Genomic DNA, 16,556 nt, shown 5'->3' on the forward strand with positions numbered 1-16,556 from the left:
GAGTGGCACAACCTTTGATTAAGTAATTACGACTAATTACTTAAAGAGACAAGGAATACCACTATGAATAACTCACTTAAATTAACTACTGCTGCGTTACTTGTATTAGGGTCAACTCAAGCAAGCGCTACTGACTTTGAATTAGATATCAGCAACACAATTACACAATCTGTTAAAAGCTATGTTCAGCAAGCAAGTAACGAACTGAAACAAAGCGTAATGAACAGCATTGAGTTTGATGCTCAAAAGTTACTAGATACTTACATGAGTGAAGATGCAATTACTTCGAAAGAAGAAGAGTTAAAAGTTGCACAAGCTCCAAAAGCAACAAACAAACAGTAAGGAAGCAAGATAATGAGTAGTGAAATCAGCTTATTTTTACTTATGGTTGCACCGGTTTTGAGTTTACTCAGTGCATATGCATCTATCGAATTATTTCGTAACGTTGCACAATGGTTTAACTTCTAAAGTATAAAGTAGATATTAAGATTTCATGAAATATTGATCGGCGGATTAAAAGCGCACGTAATTAAAGGCATGTGGTTTTAGAATAGTAGACTTTATGAAGCGTGCGATTTTTCCTTTACCGGTTTTTATTTTACCTGAAGGGTTCACCAAGCTAAGAATATTTGAGCAACGTTACTTAACGATGGTCAAAGAAGCTGTACAAGATAATACAGGTTTTGTGCTTTGCACTTACCAACATGACACAGATCTTAACTTGCCCGAAATAGGTTGTTTAATGCAAATAACCGATTTCAATCAAGATGATAACGGCCAATTATTAATTGATGTTTATGCTGAGCATGCGGTATCTATTCATAATGCTAATCAGGATAAGCAGCAGTTACGTCATGCTGATATCGAAAGAATTTCGTCACCTTCGTGGTACATAAACACACCAATCAACGATGAAAATACCTTACTAAGCCACACGCTTCGCGCTGTGTTTGCAAATCAGCCAGATTTAGCAGGCCTTTATAAAACCCCACAATTTGATAACCTTGCCTGGGTTGTTGCCCGTTGGCTTGAGATTTTGCCTATTTCATTAGTTAAAAAACAACAACTTGCTTTTAAATCTAACTTTGAAAACTTGCTAAGTTTCCTCCATACTCTAATTAACAACGAATTTACTAATTAATGTGATCTAACCTCAACTTTTTGCCGTATTACTTTAAACGACAATAATTGGATGACACAAAGATGGTAAGTCAACAACTTAACACAGGTTGTAAACCTAACATAGGTCAATACTCTGCCATGCCAGATACACCAAGCAAAGAGCTTGCTGATGCTTTATTTGCTGTTGCCGAGCACCGCGATAAGCGTGCGTTCGCAATACTTTTCCAATATTTCTCGCCAAAAATTAAACGTTTTGGAATAAAGCAATTTGGTTCTGAAGCTCAAGCGATGGAGTTAGTTCAAGAAACGTTAACTTCTGTATGGCGTAAAGCGCATCTTTATCACAAAGAAAAAGGTGCGGCGACAACGTGGGTTTATACAGTTATGCGAAATGCGTCTTTCGATATGCTCAGAAAAATGAAAAGTAGTAAAGAAGAGTGTATCAGTGAAGATATTTGGCCGTTAATTGATGAAGCCCAGCCGGGGCAACACGAGTTCAGTGACCATTTAGAAGATAAACAAATCAAACAATATCTTGATAAATTACCGATTGCACAACGTGAAGTCGTGCGCGGAGTCTACTTTCAAGATATGTCGCAAGAGCAACTTGCTGAGCACTTAAACATTCCCGTAGGCACAGTGAAGTCTCGTCTTCGCTTAGCCTTGCAGAAGTTACGCAATGAAATGGGAGAACACCATGATTAAGCACCATCCAAGCAACGAATTACTTGCCAAGTTTAGTGAGGGTAATCTACCTGCCACCTTGAGTGTTGCAGTCGCTATTCATGTTGAAATGTGCCCAGTGTGTCAAAAAGAGATAGCCGCTCTTGAGGCAAAAAATGCTGACAGTGTATTTACCGAGGTCGCTACCGATTCGGATGACATGTTAGACATAAGCCTTTTTGATGCAATTACTGCAGATGAATCAATTGATGAAGTGTATGAGCAAGCACAGGTTTCTGTTGATGTTAAAGATAAAAGCTACACATTACCCAGAGCGCTTACGCGCATTGGCCACAGTAATTTTATGCAAATAGGTAAACTTGCCCGTTCACGCATTGATTTAGATGATGGTCCATTAAGGGCAAGCCTGTTGCACATTGATGCCGGTGGTGAAATTCCTGAGCACACACATACGGGTTTTGAGCTAACTTTATTATTAGATGGTGAGTTCAGTGATGAAGACGGACATTACGTACCAGGTGATTTTATGATGTTAGATGGTCGCCACAATCACACGCCAAAAACGATTGAAGGGTGCTTGTGCTTTACAGTCGTTAGCAGTGCGCTTCACTTCAATAAAGGTATTAGTAAATTACTCAACCCAATTGGTAATCTTATCTATTAGTAGGGTTTATATGCAGCAATCAACAATTAAAATTGGTTTAAGCGCTTGCTTAGCAGGCGACAAAGTGCGTTTTGACAGTGGACACAAGAAATCTAATTTTTGCATGGATGAGTTGGCTAACCATGTTGAATATAAAAAGTTTTGCCCGGAAGTGGCGGTAGGGTTACCTATACCTAGGCCAACAATTCGTCAAGTGCGTGTTGGCGATACCATCAAAGTGTGCCGCCCTGATGGCACTGGCGATGTTGGCCCTAAATTAACTGAGTACGGTAAACGAGTTGCGACAGAGCAAACCGCAGAATTAAGTGGTTTTGTGTTTTGTGCGAAAAGCCCTAGTTGCGGAATGGAACGCATTAAAATTTATAACGAAGCTGGTACGGGTAACACTTCAGAAGGGGTTGGTTTTTTTGCAGAGCAAATAATGGCACATAACCCATTATTGCCTTGTGAAGAAAACGGCCGTTTAAACGATATGCATTTACGTGAAAATTTTGTAATGCGTGTTTATACCTACAAGCACTGGCAAACGTTGAGCGAGCAGCCTCTTACAGTTCATAGGTTGACTCAATTTCATGCCCAGTATAAGTACTTATTAATGGCACATAACTATGAAGCTTACCGGAACTTGGGAAATCTGCTTGGCACTTTTGATGGCGAAGACATCCAAACCTTAGCTGATGAGTACATATTGGGATTAATGACAGCCCTTAAAAAGCCAGCATCACGTAAAAATAACGCCAATACATTAATGCACTTGCAAGGTTATTTTAAAAAATCGCTTTCTAAGATTGAAAAACAAGAACTGCGCGATGCAATTGATGAATACCGCCAAGGATTAGTGCCACTTTACGTACCACTTACACTGATAAAGCATCACTTAAAAGTGCATCCAAATGAGTACCTAGCCAAACAAGTCTACCTCGATCCATATCCGAACGAACTAAAATTACGCTACGGAATTTAATGAATACATTATTTTGGTTTAGGCGCGATCTGCGCCTTTTTAATAACGATGCTTTGTATCAGGCTATCGAAAATGGTTGCCAGCATGCGGTTTTTTTTATTACCGAAAAGCAATGGCAAGCGCATGATGTAGCAGCAATTCAGCTCGATTTACTAAAACGCAGGCTTCGTTTTCTAGGTGAACTTTTAGCCAGCAAAGGTATTAAATTACATGTTATTGATGCGAAAGATTACGTTGGATGCGTAGAAAAATTAGCGTTATTTTGCGATCAACACCAAGTAAAAAATGTATATGCCAATAACGAATATGAGCTTAACGAAGTTAACCGTGATAAAGCTTTTTTACAGCATGCTGACAGTAAAGGCATTACCTTTTATGCTTACGATGGTGATGTAATTGCGCCGCCTGGGAGTATCAAAAATCAAAGCGGTGAGATGTTTAAAGTTTTTACGCCATTTAAAAATGCATGGCTTAAAGTTTATCAAGACACCCATTTTTATTTTGCTGAGCCGCCTCAGATGTTCGAGCCTATTGAGTGGCAGTCAAGTGAGTTGTTAGCCACAGACGGTAGCTCAGATAAATGGCCTGTTGATGATGAAACGCTAAGCCACGTTTGCGCACGTTTCATTGAAGAAAAGTTAGCAAGCTATCAAGAGCAACGCGATATCCCAAGCATCAAAGGCACCTCTGGTTTAAGTCCTTACTTAGCTCTTGGCATTGTCAGCGTTCAGCAATTATTAGCACTTATTCAACAGCGTCATCCTGATGTATTACGCAGCAGCAAAAGTAACTTGTTTTGCTGGGTAAACGAACTGATTTGGCGTGAATTTTACCGTCACCTTATGGCGATTTATCCAAACCTAAGTAAATACGACAACTTTAGCGAGAAATACAACGCTGTGGCATGGCGTGATGATGAAGGTGACTTTCAAGCATGGTGCGAAGGTAAAACAGGCTACCCATTGGTTGATGCCGCTATGAGGCAGTTACTTCAAACTGGCTGGATGCATAATCGTTTACGTATGGTGGTAGCGAGCTTTTTAACTAAACACTTACTAATTGATTGGCGTAGAGGTGAGCGCTTTTTTATGCAACACCTTATTGATGGTGATCTAGCATCTAACAACGGCGGCTGGCAATGGGCTGCAAGCACAGGCTGTGATGCTCAGCCGTATTTTCGAATTTTTAATCCAATCACTCAAAGTGAGCGATTTGATCCAGATGGTGAATTTATCCGTAAATATTTACCAGAGCTGGAAAAAATTCCTGCCAAGCAAATCCATTTTCCGCATGACTATTTAGCGAAACAGGGTAAGTCGAGCAGTTATTGGCCAGCAATTGTTGATCATAAAGCAGCGCGAGAGCGAGCGTTAAACGCATTTAAGGTGTGACATGGAAAAGGCGACCCTTGATAGATTTATTAATGTTTATCAAACACTCAATAAAGATAATTTACAGTTATTGGATGATATCTATCACCCAGACATTCAGTTTGCAGATCCCTTGCATGCGGTAAATGGTCTTGAGTCGCTGCGTGATTATTTTAAAAATCTTTATGCTAATGTGATTTCCTGCGAATTTGTTATTGAAAATACCTATAGTAAAGAGGAAAACGCGTTTATTTATTGGACCATGCAGTATCGTCATCCAAAACTTAAAAAAGGCCAAGCAATTTCAGTTGAGGGACATAGCCGCTTAAAATTTAATGAGGACAAAATTATTGAGCATCGCGATTATTTTGACGTAGGGGCTATGCTTTACAGGCATATTCCAGTGCTTGGTTCTGCTGTAAAATTTATCGATAAAAGGGCGAGTGCATAATGACGACATTAATTACAGGCGCAACTTCTGGTATTGGTGAGTCATTGGCAAAGCTTTATGCAGACAAGGGTGAGCAAGTTATTGCTTGCGGTAGGAATACAGAAAAGCTTGCCAAATTAAGTCAGTACCAAAATATCGAGTCTTGCCAGTTTGATGCAACAGACCTTCAGGATATACGTTCGAGCACAGTGGCATATACGCAATTTGATCGTGTCATTTTAAATGCAGGGAATTGTGAATACATTGATGATGCACGTAATTTTGATAGTAGTTTGTTCGAGCGTGTGATCACCACCAATCTACTTAGTATGGGCTATTGTCTTGAGGCATTGTTACCAAAAATAAAACCCGGTGGGCAGCTCGTTATAGTGAGCTCTAGTGTAACTTACTTGCCTTTACCACGTAGCCAAGCTTATGGCGCTTCTAAAGCGGGAGTCAGTTATTTAGCTAACAGCTTAGCTGTTGATTTAAACGATGTGGATGTCACGCTAGTTCACCCCGGATTTGTTAAAACGCCGCTGACAGAAAAAAATGACTTTCCTATGCCAATGGCAGTCAGCGCAGAAGAAGCGGCAAACTATATTTTTAAAGGTGTCGCGAAAAGGCGCAAAGAAGTGCATTTTCCGCATCGTTTTACCTTCATTTTAAAATTTTTAAGAATGCTTCCTACGCCGTTGTGGCTGAAGCTTGCAAAAGGATTATCACGTTGAAAAAAGTGGCTGTTATTGGATCAGGCATAGCAGGTTTAAGCTGTGCGCACCTCTTGCACAAACATTACGATGTAACCGTATTTGAGAAAAACGATTACATAGGTGGCCATACTGCAACCATTGACGTAAAGGTTGATGGCGTTGAATACGCTGTTGATACAGGCTTTATTGTATTTAACGACCGGACCTACCCGTATTTTGAAAAATTACTTGAGCGTTTAGGTGTTGAACGCCAGAAAACGCAAATGAGTTTTAGTGTGCATAATGAGCAAACGGGATTTGAATATAATGGCCACACCTTCTTTAGTTTATTTGCTCAAAAACGTAATATCTTTCGCCCTAAATTTTGGAAACTATTGAAAGACATCGTTCGTTTTAATGAAGTGTGTAAATCATTGCATGCTGAAAAAAATTATAAGGCAAACCAAACTTTAGGTGAGTTTTTAGACGAGCATCACTTTAACGATTTTTTCCGTTTCCATTATATCTTGCCGATGGGGGCTGCTATTTGGTCAACAAGTATAAAAGAAATGGCGCAAGTTGGCGTAGAGTTTTTTGTTAAGTTCTTTTATAACCACGGTTTGCTGGATATTACTAATCGCCCGCAGTGGTATGTTATTCCGGGTGGTTCTCGCGAATACATCAAACCGATGATCCAAGGCTTTGCTGATAAAATTCGTTTAAATAGCAATATCAGCTCGGTATCTCGAAAAGATGGCAGTGTGCATGTGCATTTTGATGATGGCCATAGCGAAACATTCGACAAGGTGGTGTTTGCTTGCCATTCCGATCAAGCATTAAACCTATTATTAGACCCAAGCGCAGACGAAAAACGTGTTCTCTCAGCTATACCTTACACGGCTAACTCAGTGGTACTACACACCGATACAACACTTTTACCAAAACGAAAAGCTGCGTGGGCTAGCTGGAATTACCTATTAAACAACAACACAGACAAAGCCGCTGTTGTCACATATCAAATGAATATTCTACAAGGAATTAAAAGCGACACACAATTTTGTGTCACACTTAACCACCTTGATGGCATTAACAAAGATAAAATTCTACGAGAGTTTACGTACCACCATCCAGTATTTAACAAAGAGTCGATAGCAGCACAGCAGCAAAAATCCTTGATTGATGGAAAAAACAATAGCTATTTTTGCGGAGCATACTGGTATAACGGCTTCCACGAAGACGGTGTTAGAAGTGCTGTCAATGTGGCGCAAAAACTCGGAGTAGAGTTTGAATAGTGCTATTTATATAGGTGATGTTCGTCATCGGCGTTTTGCGGTTAAAGAGCATCACTTTAAATACCCGCTTTATATGATGTGGGTTGATTTAGCAAATCCTAATGAGCTAAATGGTATTCACCCTTGGCTTGGTTCTAGTGGCTTTAAGGCTCTTAAATTTAAACAAAGTGATTACTTTAATTATCAAACTGATATGCAGTTACCACTCAAGCAGCGTGCGCTTAATAAAATTAAAGAGCTAGGCATTTCTAATGAATTTGCCAATGTTTTTATGCTCGGACAAATGCGTTGTTTAGGGCTGTACTTTAGCCCTGTAAACTTTTTCTTCTTTCAAACTAGTAATGGTGACTTTACCCACATGCTTGCTGAAGTAAGCAATACCCCTTGGAATGAACGTCATTATTATGTAGTACCTCTTGAAAAAAAAGTGAACTTTAAAAAGGTTTTCTCCGTATCACCTTTCATGAACTTAGATATGAACTATCATTGGAATATTAGAATGAATTCTGATAACACCATGATTCATATTGAAAATAAAAAAGACGAGACTCTTTTGTTTGATGCAACCCTGCGTTTGAAAAAGCACCTCCTGACGAAGGAGCGGGTTAGTGCCGTGCTTAAACAGTTTCCGGCTATGACGTTTAGTATCTTTAAGGGTATTTACCTTCATGCTTTGAAATTGTTTTGCAAACGTGTGCCATTTATTGGTCACTCGGGCAAATAAGAGAATTCAACTAGGTGATGTGATGGAAAAAGTATCAAATTTAACGCAAGCCGCAACGACTGGCTGGATGACAAAGCTGTATAAAAAACTTGTCATAGGTGCATTCAACAGTATAGATACTGGACGTATTACGCTCATTGAAGGTGATCAAAAAGAGCATTTCGGTGATTTGACAAGTGATTTGAACGCAACGGTTACAGTGAATGATGCTGCGATGTATAAGTCATTTGCTTTATCTGGCAGTGTTGGTGCTGGTGAGGCCTACATTCTTGGTTATTGGGATTGTGACAACCTCACTAAACTTATTGAAATATTTGCCCTTAATCAAGATCAACTAGATGCCTTTGAGAAAAAATTTGCTTTTTTAAGTGGTATTGCGCACAGACTTAATCATCTTAAAAATAAAAACTCAGCCAGCGGTTCGAAAAAGAATATTGCAGCGCATTATGATTTAGGTAACGACCTATACAGTGCTTTTTTAAGTGATGAAATGCTGTATTCTTGTGCAGTGTATCCTTCAAAACAAGCCACCCTTGAACAAGCCCAATCTCATAAGCTGGCATTAATTTGTGAGCAAGTCGATTTACAGCCAGGTGATTCTGTTATTGAGATTGGCACAGGGTGGGGCGCCTTTGCGATTTACGCTGCAACACATTTTGATTGTCATGTTACGACTACGACGATTTCTGATGAGCAACATGCTTATGTAGAACAAAAAGTTAAAGAGCTAAAACTTCAGGATAAAATCACTTTACTGAAGCAGGATTATCGTCTGTTAGAAGGTAGATACGATAAGCTTGTGTCAATCGAAATGATTGAAGCAGTAGGTCATGAGTACTTACCAGGCTTTTTTGCTAAATGTCAGTCTTTATTAAAAGACAGTGGTGCAATGCTTATCCAAGCAATTACCATCGCTGATCAGCGTTACAGTCATTACCTAAAGAACTCAGACTTTATTCAGCAATATATCTTCCCAGGTGGCTGCCTGCCTTGCTTAGATGAAATGAATAAGCAAATAAAGCAGCAAACAGACATGGTCGTGCATAGTGTCAAAGATATTGGTGTTCACTATGCAAGAACCTTGGCTGATTGGCGTGAGCGCTTTGTTGCTAGTTGGCCTGAAATAGATAAAGTGAAATTTGACCAGCGTTTTTATCGCTTATGGCTATTTTACTTAGCTTACTGTGAAGGAGCATTTAGAACCCGCGCCATCAGTACCGTTCATTTAGTTGCCCGTAAACCGCGTTTTGGCCATTCTGGCGATGATATCGCGCTCAATTATTAATTTTGCGTTGTTTCAAGGAGTTTGGTTTATGGCCTTACTCCTCGAACACAATTCTCTGATACCCGCTTTAGCTGTTGTAGCTGTGATGACTTTTTTATCAACGCAGCGAAGACAAGATATTTGGCTAATTTTATGCGGCTTACCGCTTGCTTTAGGCTATGAATGGCTAGCGAGTAGTTTTAATTTACTCGCTTTTAAAGAGAGTCCCTTTCCCTTATGGCTTGCTGTACTTTGGACTGCGCTACTTCTAACTATTAATACTTCGATGAAATTTCTACAAAAGTTGCCTTGGTATATTGGCTGGGGTGTTTGCGCGTTATTTGCTCCAGCCAGTTACTACGCTGGGATGCGCTTTGAAGTACTTAACACACAATTTGCTATTTGGCAGTTTTGGCTTATTTATGGTTTAGGATGGGCGAGCATGTTTATGATTATCATCACTATTAATAAGCGATTTTTAGCGTCTAAATGATCAGTTCAGTTATGCTTTACGTAATGATTAATAACACAACTTTTAGGATTTATTGATGTATCAGTCACTTAAATTATCCTTGTTTGCTGCGTTATTTTTTTCAGCAGGGGCTATCGCAAACGGCTTTAAAACAGTAGGACAAGCCAAGATGGAGTATCTATTTTGGGATGTGTATAACGCCAAACTAGAAACGCCAACGGGTTCGTATCAATTTGGTCAGCACCCCAGCAAGTTAACACTTACCTATTTACGTGATTTTGATGCAAAAGACATCGTTAAAGCAACCAACGAGCAATGGCAACATTTAAAGCTCAATGACATGGTAGGTGCATACGACGAACAGTTATTAGCCCTTTGGCCTGATATCAAAAAGAATGATTCGCTGTCGTTTCGTACGAACGAGCAAGGCATTGGTACTTTCTACTTTAATGACAAAAAGTTAGGTCAGGTTGGTGACAATAAATTCGCTAATAACTTTTTAGCAATTTGGTTAAGTCCTGACACTTCTGAACCATCACTTCGAAAACAGCTTATTGGAGGGAAACATGATTAAGCTCAAAGCACTTTTTATTTTTGCTATGGTATTGTTAATTACCAGCTGCTCTGCGCCAAACGTTGATTATTATCAAGGCACAGAACCTAAGTTTGACTTTAAACAGTTTTTTAGCGGAAAGCTCAAAGCCTACGGCGTTGTTCAAGACCATAAAGGTGAATTAACTCGTAAGCTGGTTGTCGATATGAAAGCAACTTGGGATGGCAATCAGGGAGTGATTGACGAGCAATTTGTTTATGATGATGGCGAAACGCAAACGCGTATTTGGTATATCACCATCAATGAAGATGGCAGTATCACAGGTACAGCCTCAGATGTGGTTGGAGAAGCAAAGGGTGATAGTAATGGTAGTGTGTTCCACTGGACATATTCTGTCGAACTTCCATATAAAGATAGTACTTTAGTGGTGAATTTCGATGATTGGATGTACTTGGTAACACAATCACGCTTGATAAACCGTACCGCTATTGATAAGTTTGGCTTTGAGGTTGGGGAAGTTACCTTAGTTATCGAGAAAATTGAATGATGGTTTGGCTATCATAAAATTTAGTTATGGAAGTTAAATTAAGTCTTTATTAATACTGATGTCACTAACCTTGTGATTGATAGTTAAATAGTAGTCATTTTTGAATAAATTACGTAAAAATAGCAATTTGCTGTTGCTAACTTCTCAAAAATGCATAAAGATAGGTTTTGCGAAGGCAAAATAATAACGAATAGGAATCTAACAATGAATAAAGCTCAATTAGTTGAAAAAATTGCTACTGATGCAGAAATCTCAAAAGCGGCAGCAACTCGTGCACTAGATGCATTCACTGGCGCAGTTACTAACTCTCTTAAAGAAGGTAACTCAGTAGCATTAGTTGGTTTCGGTACTTTCTCAGTAAAAGAGCGTGCAGCGCGTACTGGCCGTAACCCACAAACTGGTGCAGAAATTCAAATTGCGGCAGCAACTATCCCAAGCTTTAAAGCGGGTAAAGGTCTTAAAGACCAAGTTAATCCTTAATAGGGTAACTTACTATTTATTGAAAAAAGGGCTTATAGCCCTTTTTTTGTGTCTGTAATTTAATCGCTACTGCGAAAAAGGCTTACGCCTTTAACGCTTTATCACCACGACCAATGCCAACTGCACCTGAACGCACTACCTCAATAATATCGGTTTCATGACGCAGGGTATCAAGGAAAGATTCGATCTTTTCAGTACTCGCTACAAGCTGTAGAGTGTAGCTGTGGCGACCCATATCTAAAATAGCACCTTGAAATACATCTGCAACACGAGTTACTGCTGCACGAGTTGTCTCATCTTGGGCAAATACTTTAACTAGCAATAGCTCACGTTCAATATGCGCCATTTCGGTTAGATCAATAATCTTGAGGACATCTACTAACTTGTTCACTTGCTTGGTGATTTGTTCAACGATACGATCATCACCCATAGTGGTAATGGTAATACGCGACAGAGAATGATCGTCAGTCGTGCCAACAGTAAGGCTATCGATGTTGTAAGCGCGCTGTGAAAATAAGCCTACAATGCGCGATAACGAGCCAGGTTCGTTTTCTAATAAGATTGATAAAATACGGCGCATTATGCTTTTACTCCTTTACGTAACCACATATCATCGACTGCCCCTAGCTTGATTTGCATAGGGTAAACATGTTCTTTCTCATCTACACAGATATCTAAAAATACTAACCTGTCATTTATAGACATGGCTTTTTCAATAGCAGGTTGTAGCTCATCAATATGATCAACGCGAATACCTATATGACCATAGCTTTCTACTAATTTTACGAAATCAGGAAGTGATTCCATGTAAGAAGATGAGTGACGACCTGAATACATCATATCTTGCCATTGACGCACCATGCCCAGAGAGCGGTTATTCAACGACACAACTTTTACTGCTAAATTGTATTGTAAGCAGGTTGATAGTTCTTGGATGTTCATTTGAATTGAACCATCTCCAGTCACACAGATTGACTCTTTTTCAGGGAAAGCAAGCTTCACGCCCATTGCCGCAGGTAAACCAAAGCCCATAGTGCCTAAGCCACCAGAGTTAATCCATTGGCGTGGGTGTTTAAACGGATAATACTGAGCTGCAAACATTTGATGCTGACCTACATCAGAGCTGATGTAAGCATCACCATTGGTTGCCTTGTAGATTGCTTCGATAACCGCTTGTGGTTTGATTTTATCGCCATCGGTGCTGTAGCTAAGGCATTTTTGTTCACGCCAGCTAATGATCTGACGCCACCAATCTTCTTGTGCAGAACGATCAATTGAAATAGAGCTTTTATCAATCGCCGTTTGTAACTGTTCAAGTACAGTTTGTAAGCAGCCAACAACTGGGATGTGCGCTTTGATTGTTTTAGATATTGAGGTTGGGTCAACATCAACATGAACGATGGTGGCATTTGGGCAAAATTTCTTAACATTATTTGTTACCCGATCATCGAATCGAGCACCTAAGGCTAAAATAACATCAGCATTTGCCATGGCTTTATTTGCTTCAAGGCTACCGTGCATACCTAACATGCCAATAAAGTTAGGGTGCGTACCGCTGATGCCACCCAGACCCATCAAGGTATTAGTGATCGGTGCGTTTAATGATTCAACCAAGTGAGTTAGTTGCTCAGAGGTGTTTGAAAGTATGATGCCGCCACCTGAATAAATAACCAGCTTTTTAGCTTCTAATATAGCGCTAACAGCTTTACGAATTTGTTTTGAATGACCCTTGGTATTCGGGTTATAAGTTCTAAGCTCAGTCGTTTTTGGAAACTCAAACGGAAACTTTAATTCAGGGTTAAGCATATCTTTTGGTAGTTCAACCACAACCGGGCCAGGGCGGCCTGTACTGGCTAAATAAAATGCTTTGGCTAAGATTGTTGGAATATCTTTTGCGCTACGACAGTTATAACTGTGCTTTACGATAGGGCGAGAGCAACCAACGATATCAGTCTCTTGGAATGCATCATCACCGATTAAACCTGTAGGAACTTGGCCTGAAAGTACCACCATAGGAATAGAGTCCATGTAAGCAGTAGCAATACCTGTAACACAGTTTGTTGCACCTGGGCCTGAGGTTGCAAGTACAACACCAACTTCACCAGTCGCACGGGCATAACCATCAGCCATATGAGTAGCAGCTTGTTCGTGGCGTACCAATATATGCTCAATATCTTCTTGTTGAAATAACGCATCATATAAATCAAGGACAGACCCGCCAGGATAGCCGAAAATATACTTTACATTCAATTCTTTAAGTGCCCGAACAACTAGTTCGGATCCATTATATTCAGTTGTACTCATCCTCATTCCTCTATCTGTGCAGCATAAATGCATAAAAAAACCCCCGCATAAGGCGGGGGTTTTTTAAAAAGCGTGCTTTCACCTTTTAATAGCCTCCCGCTGGGCTTGTAACTAAGACCAGTACGAGAACGTTGACGACTAAAAGGTGGCGGCGAATATTCATTATTCTTAATTTCTTCTAAAAACAGACAGCAGACTAAATGTTTGCTGTTTAAAAAATGTTAGTAGTATTTTTAAGTGTTTTAGAAACTGATGTCAACCGCAAAAGAGTGTTTTTGCATTAATTTTTCCATATTTGATTTTTATGTTGGTTTTTTTGCATCTGTATTTTGTTTATCCTGATTTTGATGGTGTAACTATGCATTGAATCGTTCGTGTAGTTAATTAATAACTCTACCAATAGATAATGCATTTTCATGTCTGAAATGCATAACTTAGCCACTTTATAAGAGATATTTATTTAGACACCCATTTTAATAAAAAGCTTCTTTAAATTATCTCAAAACATGACACCCAAATTAATTTCTAACAGCAAGCGGTCATTTAGTAAGATGTAAGTCGAGGTCAACAAATTATATAGACTAAGAAGTTTTGTACTATTTGATGGGGACTCTTCAAAAAAGCAATCTAATATGATGGCTTTATTTTTAAATTGTGCGTACAGGGTAACTCTACTTGTAAAGAAGGGGTCGCCTCCAGTTTGCAAGGAAGTTTAGTTTATAAAATAGAAACTCAATGCCTAACATGCAACTAAGCAAATAAAGCTAAACTATTTGTAATCGAGCTTCTTCGCTGTCGCTTCATGCGATTTGTATATGCATTGATAGCTCTCTCTTTACCCGCTGCATTTTTGAATGACTGTGTAAATGAGGTGGTGAGTGTAAGCCAGTTGTCAGCACAGATATTTAATCGTTCTAAGATAGGTAGTGCGTCTTTAGGTATTGCACCGGGTTTACCCTTTTGTATTGAGCGGCCAGTCCAATCAACGAGCTGCAAATATGTTTTAAGCTCAAATGGTAAGCCTTTAGACATATGATTATGTGGCTTACTAGCAAAACGCATCAATGATTTAGGTTGTTTGTCTTTTTGAGCTGATTCAATGCGTGTTTTTATACTTGTATAATCAGAACGCTCTGGTAAATCAGCTACTTTTACTCTTACTGGGTTCAAGTCAACGTAAGCAAGGCAAGCTGCAAGTGCGGCTTCATCTAGCAAGGCTTGCGATTTAAAGCGACCTTCCCAAAATCGCCCTTTGCACTCATCTTCTTGATTGGCCTTTCGTGCAATGCTCTCATTAAGCACACGCATAAACCAACTAATACTGCTGAGTCTTTCTCGGTATATATTTACTCTGATATTCACCTCTGAAAGCTCTGCTTGTGTTAGTAATTCGCCATTTAAGAATCGTTGACAAAGAAAAGTGCTTTTAAATAACTTGTGCCACCTAATCAGAATAGCTTTATTATTTAGACGCTTAGCTTTTGCTATATCAATGTGTAGAACCAAATGAGTATGATTACTCATAACTGCATAGGCACAAACATCAATACAAAATATTCGACCGAGTTTGAGTAGTTTTTTTCTACCCATTCGCGCCGGTGTTCATAAGAACGACCGGTTAGTGGGTCTTGACCACACAAATAAGCACGACGAACGCAGCGTGAAATACAGTGGTAGTAAGGTGTGTTTGAAACGCTAATTAAGTTTCTACGAGGGGTTGCCATGCTCTTCTCCTCCATGAGTTGAACAATCTAAGTTTAGGCACAATTTTTAGGAATGTGAAATATTAAGTTGGGTGTCTTGTTTTGCTTTTCTTATCTTGATAAATAAAAGTGGGTGTCTGATTAATTAGAGGTAATAAAAAAGCCAGTCTGAGACTGGCTTTTGGTAGGGGGGTTAAGGGTTATGTTGTCATAAGCCCTAAACAATTGTTCTCTTATAGACGCTCAATTACAGCTTGAGTGAAGTCTGTAGTGCCGTGGCTGCCGCCTAGGTCACGCGTTGTGCGGTCGCCTGTTTTGATTACATCAGCAACTGCGCTACGGATGCGCTCTGCAGTGTCAGCCATACCTAAGTGCTCAAGCATTTGGATAGATGCTAAGATCACTGAGGTTGGGTTAGCAAGGTTTTTGCCTGCGATGTCTGGAGCACTACCGTGTACGGCTTCGAAGATAGCTGCATCTTCACCAATGTTTGCACCAGGAGCCATACCAAGACCACCAACAAGACCTGCACATAAGTCAGATAAGATATCACCAAATAAGTTTGTAGTAACAATTACATCAAACTCATCAGGAGTCATAACTAGTTTCATACATGTTGCATCAACAATCATTTCTGTTGATTCGATTTGCGGGTAACGCTCAGCTACTTCACGTGCAACTTTTAAGAATAAACCAGATGTTGATTTAAGGATGTTAGCTTTGTGCACAGCCGTTACTTTTTTACGGCCTTCACGTACCGCTAACTCGTATGCAAAAGTTACGATCTTTTCTGCACCTTCACGGGTGATTTTAGACATTGCTTCTGCTTCGTTACCATCTTCAGATACTACTTGACCAAGGCCAGAGTACATACCTTGTGTGTTCTCACGAACTGTGATGATGTCGATATCGTCGTAACGAGCTTGTGTACCTGCGAATGATTTAACAGGACGAACATTAGCATATAGGCCAAACTTTTTACGTAAAGTTACGTTGATTGAAGTGAAACCTTCACCAACTGGTGTAGTTAATGGGCCTTTTAAAGTGATCTTGTTACGCGCGATTGTGTCGATTGTTTCTTGCGGCAGTAACTCACCAGTTTTTTCTAGGGCAGCAAGGCCAGCATCAACGAATTCATAATCAAAATCGCAACCTGCAGCTTCAAGGATCTCAAGTGCTGAATCAATAATGCTAGGACCAATGCCGTCGCCTTTGATCACTGTGATGGTTTGTTTAGCCATTTACTTTTCCTATTTATGAGTAGATAAACACGTAAACTCGTCGCGAAATA

At 39.7% G+C, this 16,556-nt stretch carries 18 protein-coding genes and 1 pseudogene; 15 read left to right on the plus strand and 4 right to left on the minus strand.

The features are described 5' to 3' along the window. The first annotated feature begins 63 nt into the window (after window positions 1-63). The 15 genes from L1D46_RS11460 to L1D46_RS11530 all read left to right on the plus strand — a co-directional run bounded on the left by L1D46_RS11460 (window position 64) and on the right by L1D46_RS11530 (window position 11,258). Entirely contained in the window at window positions 64-342 is a 279-nt protein-coding gene (locus L1D46_RS11460; protein WP_130052669.1) for a hypothetical protein, read from the plus strand. A 220-nt stretch (window positions 343-562) separates the two neighbouring features. After that, window positions 563-1,141: an LON peptidase substrate-binding domain-containing protein gene (locus L1D46_RS11465; RefSeq protein WP_130052668.1), complete on the plus strand. Its 579-nt coding sequence runs from the start codon at window positions 563-565 to the stop codon at window positions 1,139-1,141. Between the two features lie 62 nt (window positions 1,142-1,203). Further along, complete coding sequence (locus L1D46_RS11470; RefSeq protein ID WP_130052667.1) at window positions 1,204-1,827, plus strand: sigma-70 family RNA polymerase sigma factor; 624 nt, start codon at window positions 1,204-1,206, stop codon at window positions 1,825-1,827. Then, complete coding sequence (locus L1D46_RS11475; RefSeq protein WP_130052666.1) at window positions 1,820-2,470, plus strand: ChrR family anti-sigma-E factor; 651 nt, start codon at window positions 1,820-1,822, stop codon at window positions 2,468-2,470. Before L1D46_RS11470 ends, L1D46_RS11475 begins: the two co-directional genes overlap by 8 nt. Window positions 2,471-2,480: 10 nt before the next feature. Next, window positions 2,481-3,434 (plus strand): DUF523 and DUF1722 domain-containing protein, encoded by a 954-nt coding sequence (locus L1D46_RS11480; RefSeq protein WP_130052665.1) that lies wholly within the window; start codon window positions 2,481-2,483, stop codon window positions 3,432-3,434. Next, window positions 3,434-4,825: a deoxyribodipyrimidine photo-lyase gene (gene phrB, locus L1D46_RS11485; RefSeq protein ID WP_130052664.1), complete on the plus strand. Its 1,392-nt coding sequence runs from the start codon at window positions 3,434-3,436 to the stop codon at window positions 4,823-4,825. The genes L1D46_RS11480 and phrB overlap by 1 nt, the downstream gene beginning before the upstream one ends. A 1-nt stretch (window position 4,826) precedes the next feature. After that, window positions 4,827-5,255 carry a nuclear transport factor 2 family protein gene (locus tag L1D46_RS11490; RefSeq protein ID WP_130052663.1) on the plus strand — a complete coding sequence of 143 codons (429 nt, stop codon included), beginning with the start codon at window positions 4,827-4,829 and terminating at the stop codon, window positions 5,253-5,255. Further along, entirely contained in the window at window positions 5,255-5,965 is a 711-nt protein-coding gene (locus tag L1D46_RS11495; RefSeq protein WP_130052662.1) for an SDR family NAD(P)-dependent oxidoreductase, read from the plus strand. The genes L1D46_RS11490 and L1D46_RS11495 overlap by 1 nt, the downstream gene beginning before the upstream one ends. Then, the gene (locus L1D46_RS11500; protein ID WP_130052661.1) at window positions 5,962-7,218 is read left to right on the plus strand and encodes an FAD-dependent oxidoreductase; all 1,257 of its coding nucleotides are present in this window, start codon (window positions 5,962-5,964) and stop codon (window positions 7,216-7,218) included. Before L1D46_RS11495 ends, L1D46_RS11500 begins: the two co-directional genes overlap by 4 nt. Then, on the plus strand, window positions 7,211-7,942 hold the full coding sequence (locus L1D46_RS11505; RefSeq protein WP_130052660.1) for a DUF1365 domain-containing protein: 732 nt from the start codon (window positions 7,211-7,213) through the stop codon (window positions 7,940-7,942). Before L1D46_RS11500 ends, L1D46_RS11505 begins: the two co-directional genes overlap by 8 nt. Window positions 7,943-7,964: 22 nt before the next feature. Further along, entirely contained in the window at window positions 7,965-9,227 is a 1,263-nt protein-coding gene (locus tag L1D46_RS11510) for a cyclopropane-fatty-acyl-phospholipid synthase family protein (protein WP_130052659.1), read from the plus strand. Between the two features lie 28 nt (window positions 9,228-9,255). Further along, entirely contained in the window at window positions 9,256-9,699 is a 444-nt protein-coding gene (locus tag L1D46_RS11515) for a DUF2878 domain-containing protein (RefSeq protein WP_239977574.1), read from the plus strand. A 55-nt stretch (window positions 9,700-9,754) separates the two neighbouring features. Next, window positions 9,755-10,252 carry a chalcone isomerase family protein gene (locus L1D46_RS11520; protein WP_239977575.1) on the plus strand — a complete coding sequence of 166 codons (498 nt, stop codon included), beginning with the start codon at window positions 9,755-9,757 and terminating at the stop codon, window positions 10,250-10,252. Further along, window positions 10,245-10,778, plus strand: a complete 534-nt coding sequence (locus L1D46_RS11525; protein WP_130052657.1) for a DUF3833 domain-containing protein — start codon at window positions 10,245-10,247, stop codon at window positions 10,776-10,778. Before L1D46_RS11520 ends, L1D46_RS11525 begins: the two co-directional genes overlap by 8 nt. 204 nt (window positions 10,779-10,982) lie before the next feature. Beyond that, complete coding sequence (locus L1D46_RS11530; protein WP_036972004.1) at window positions 10,983-11,258, plus strand: HU family DNA-binding protein; 276 nt, start codon at window positions 10,983-10,985, stop codon at window positions 11,256-11,258. A gap of 82 nt (window positions 11,259-11,340) precedes the next feature. Here the strand turns inward: L1D46_RS11530 and ilvN are convergent, their stop codons facing one another. The 4 genes and pseudogenes from ilvN to L1D46_RS11550 form a co-directional block, all read right to left on the minus strand. Then, window positions 11,341-11,838 (minus strand): acetolactate synthase small subunit, encoded by a 498-nt coding sequence (ilvN, locus tag L1D46_RS11535; RefSeq protein ID WP_130052656.1) that lies wholly within the window; start codon window positions 11,836-11,838, stop codon window positions 11,341-11,343. Further along, window positions 11,838-13,562: an acetolactate synthase 3 large subunit gene (locus L1D46_RS11540; RefSeq protein ID WP_130052655.1), complete on the minus strand. Its 1,725-nt coding sequence runs from the start codon at window positions 13,560-13,562 to the stop codon at window positions 11,838-11,840. The genes ilvN and L1D46_RS11540 overlap by 1 nt, the downstream gene beginning before the upstream one ends. A 750-nt stretch (window positions 13,563-14,312) precedes the next feature. Next, window positions 14,313-15,286 (minus strand): annotated as a pseudogene (locus L1D46_RS11545) (transposase). Between the two features lie 212 nt (window positions 15,287-15,498). Beyond that, window positions 15,499-16,506, minus strand: a complete 1,008-nt coding sequence (locus L1D46_RS11550) for an isocitrate dehydrogenase (protein ID WP_130052654.1) — start codon at window positions 16,504-16,506, stop codon at window positions 15,499-15,501. Between the last annotated feature and the right edge of the window lie 50 nt (window positions 16,507-16,556).

The organism is Pseudoalteromonas sp. Isolate3, assembly GCF_022398505.1.
GTDB classification, from domain to species: Bacteria; Pseudomonadota; Gammaproteobacteria; order Enterobacterales; family Alteromonadaceae; genus Pseudoalteromonas; species Pseudoalteromonas apostichopi.

Coding starts and splice junctions, on each gene's coding strand:
- L1D46_RS11460 (WP_130052669.1), top strand. CDS start 64: ATGAATAACTCACTTAAATTAACTACTGCTGCGTTACTTGTATTAGGG.
- L1D46_RS11465 (WP_130052668.1), top strand. CDS start 563: ATGAAGCGTGCGATTTTTCCTTTACCGGTTTTTATTTTACCTGAAGGG.
- L1D46_RS11470 (WP_130052667.1), top strand. CDS start 1,204: ATGGTAAGTCAACAACTTAACACAGGTTGTAAACCTAACATAGGTCAA.
- L1D46_RS11475 (WP_130052666.1), top strand. CDS start 1,820: ATGATTAAGCACCATCCAAGCAACGAATTACTTGCCAAGTTTAGTGAG.
- L1D46_RS11480 (WP_130052665.1), top strand. CDS start 2,481: ATGCAGCAATCAACAATTAAAATTGGTTTAAGCGCTTGCTTAGCAGGC.
- phrB (WP_130052664.1), top strand. CDS start 3,434: ATGAATACATTATTTTGGTTTAGGCGCGATCTGCGCCTTTTTAATAAC.
- L1D46_RS11490 (WP_130052663.1), top strand. CDS start 4,827: ATGGAAAAGGCGACCCTTGATAGATTTATTAATGTTTATCAAACACTC.
- L1D46_RS11495 (WP_130052662.1), top strand. CDS start 5,255: ATGACGACATTAATTACAGGCGCAACTTCTGGTATTGGTGAGTCATTG.
- L1D46_RS11510 (WP_130052659.1), top strand. CDS start 7,965: ATGGAAAAAGTATCAAATTTAACGCAAGCCGCAACGACTGGCTGGATG.
- L1D46_RS11515 (WP_239977574.1), top strand. CDS start 9,256: ATGGCCTTACTCCTCGAACACAATTCTCTGATACCCGCTTTAGCTGTT.
- L1D46_RS11520 (WP_239977575.1), top strand. CDS start 9,755: ATGTATCAGTCACTTAAATTATCCTTGTTTGCTGCGTTATTTTTTTCA.
- L1D46_RS11525 (WP_130052657.1), top strand. CDS start 10,245: ATGATTAAGCTCAAAGCACTTTTTATTTTTGCTATGGTATTGTTAATT.
- L1D46_RS11530 (WP_036972004.1), top strand. CDS start 10,983: ATGAATAAAGCTCAATTAGTTGAAAAAATTGCTACTGATGCAGAAATC.
- ilvN (WP_130052656.1), bottom strand. CDS start 11,838: ATGCGCCGTATTTTATCAATCTTATTAGAAAACGAACCTGGCTCGTTA.
- L1D46_RS11540 (WP_130052655.1), bottom strand. CDS start 13,562: ATGAGTACAACTGAATATAATGGATCCGAACTAGTTGTTCGGGCACTT.
- L1D46_RS11550 (WP_130052654.1), bottom strand. CDS start 16,506: ATGGCTAAACAAACCATCACAGTGATCAAAGGCGACGGCATTGGTCCT.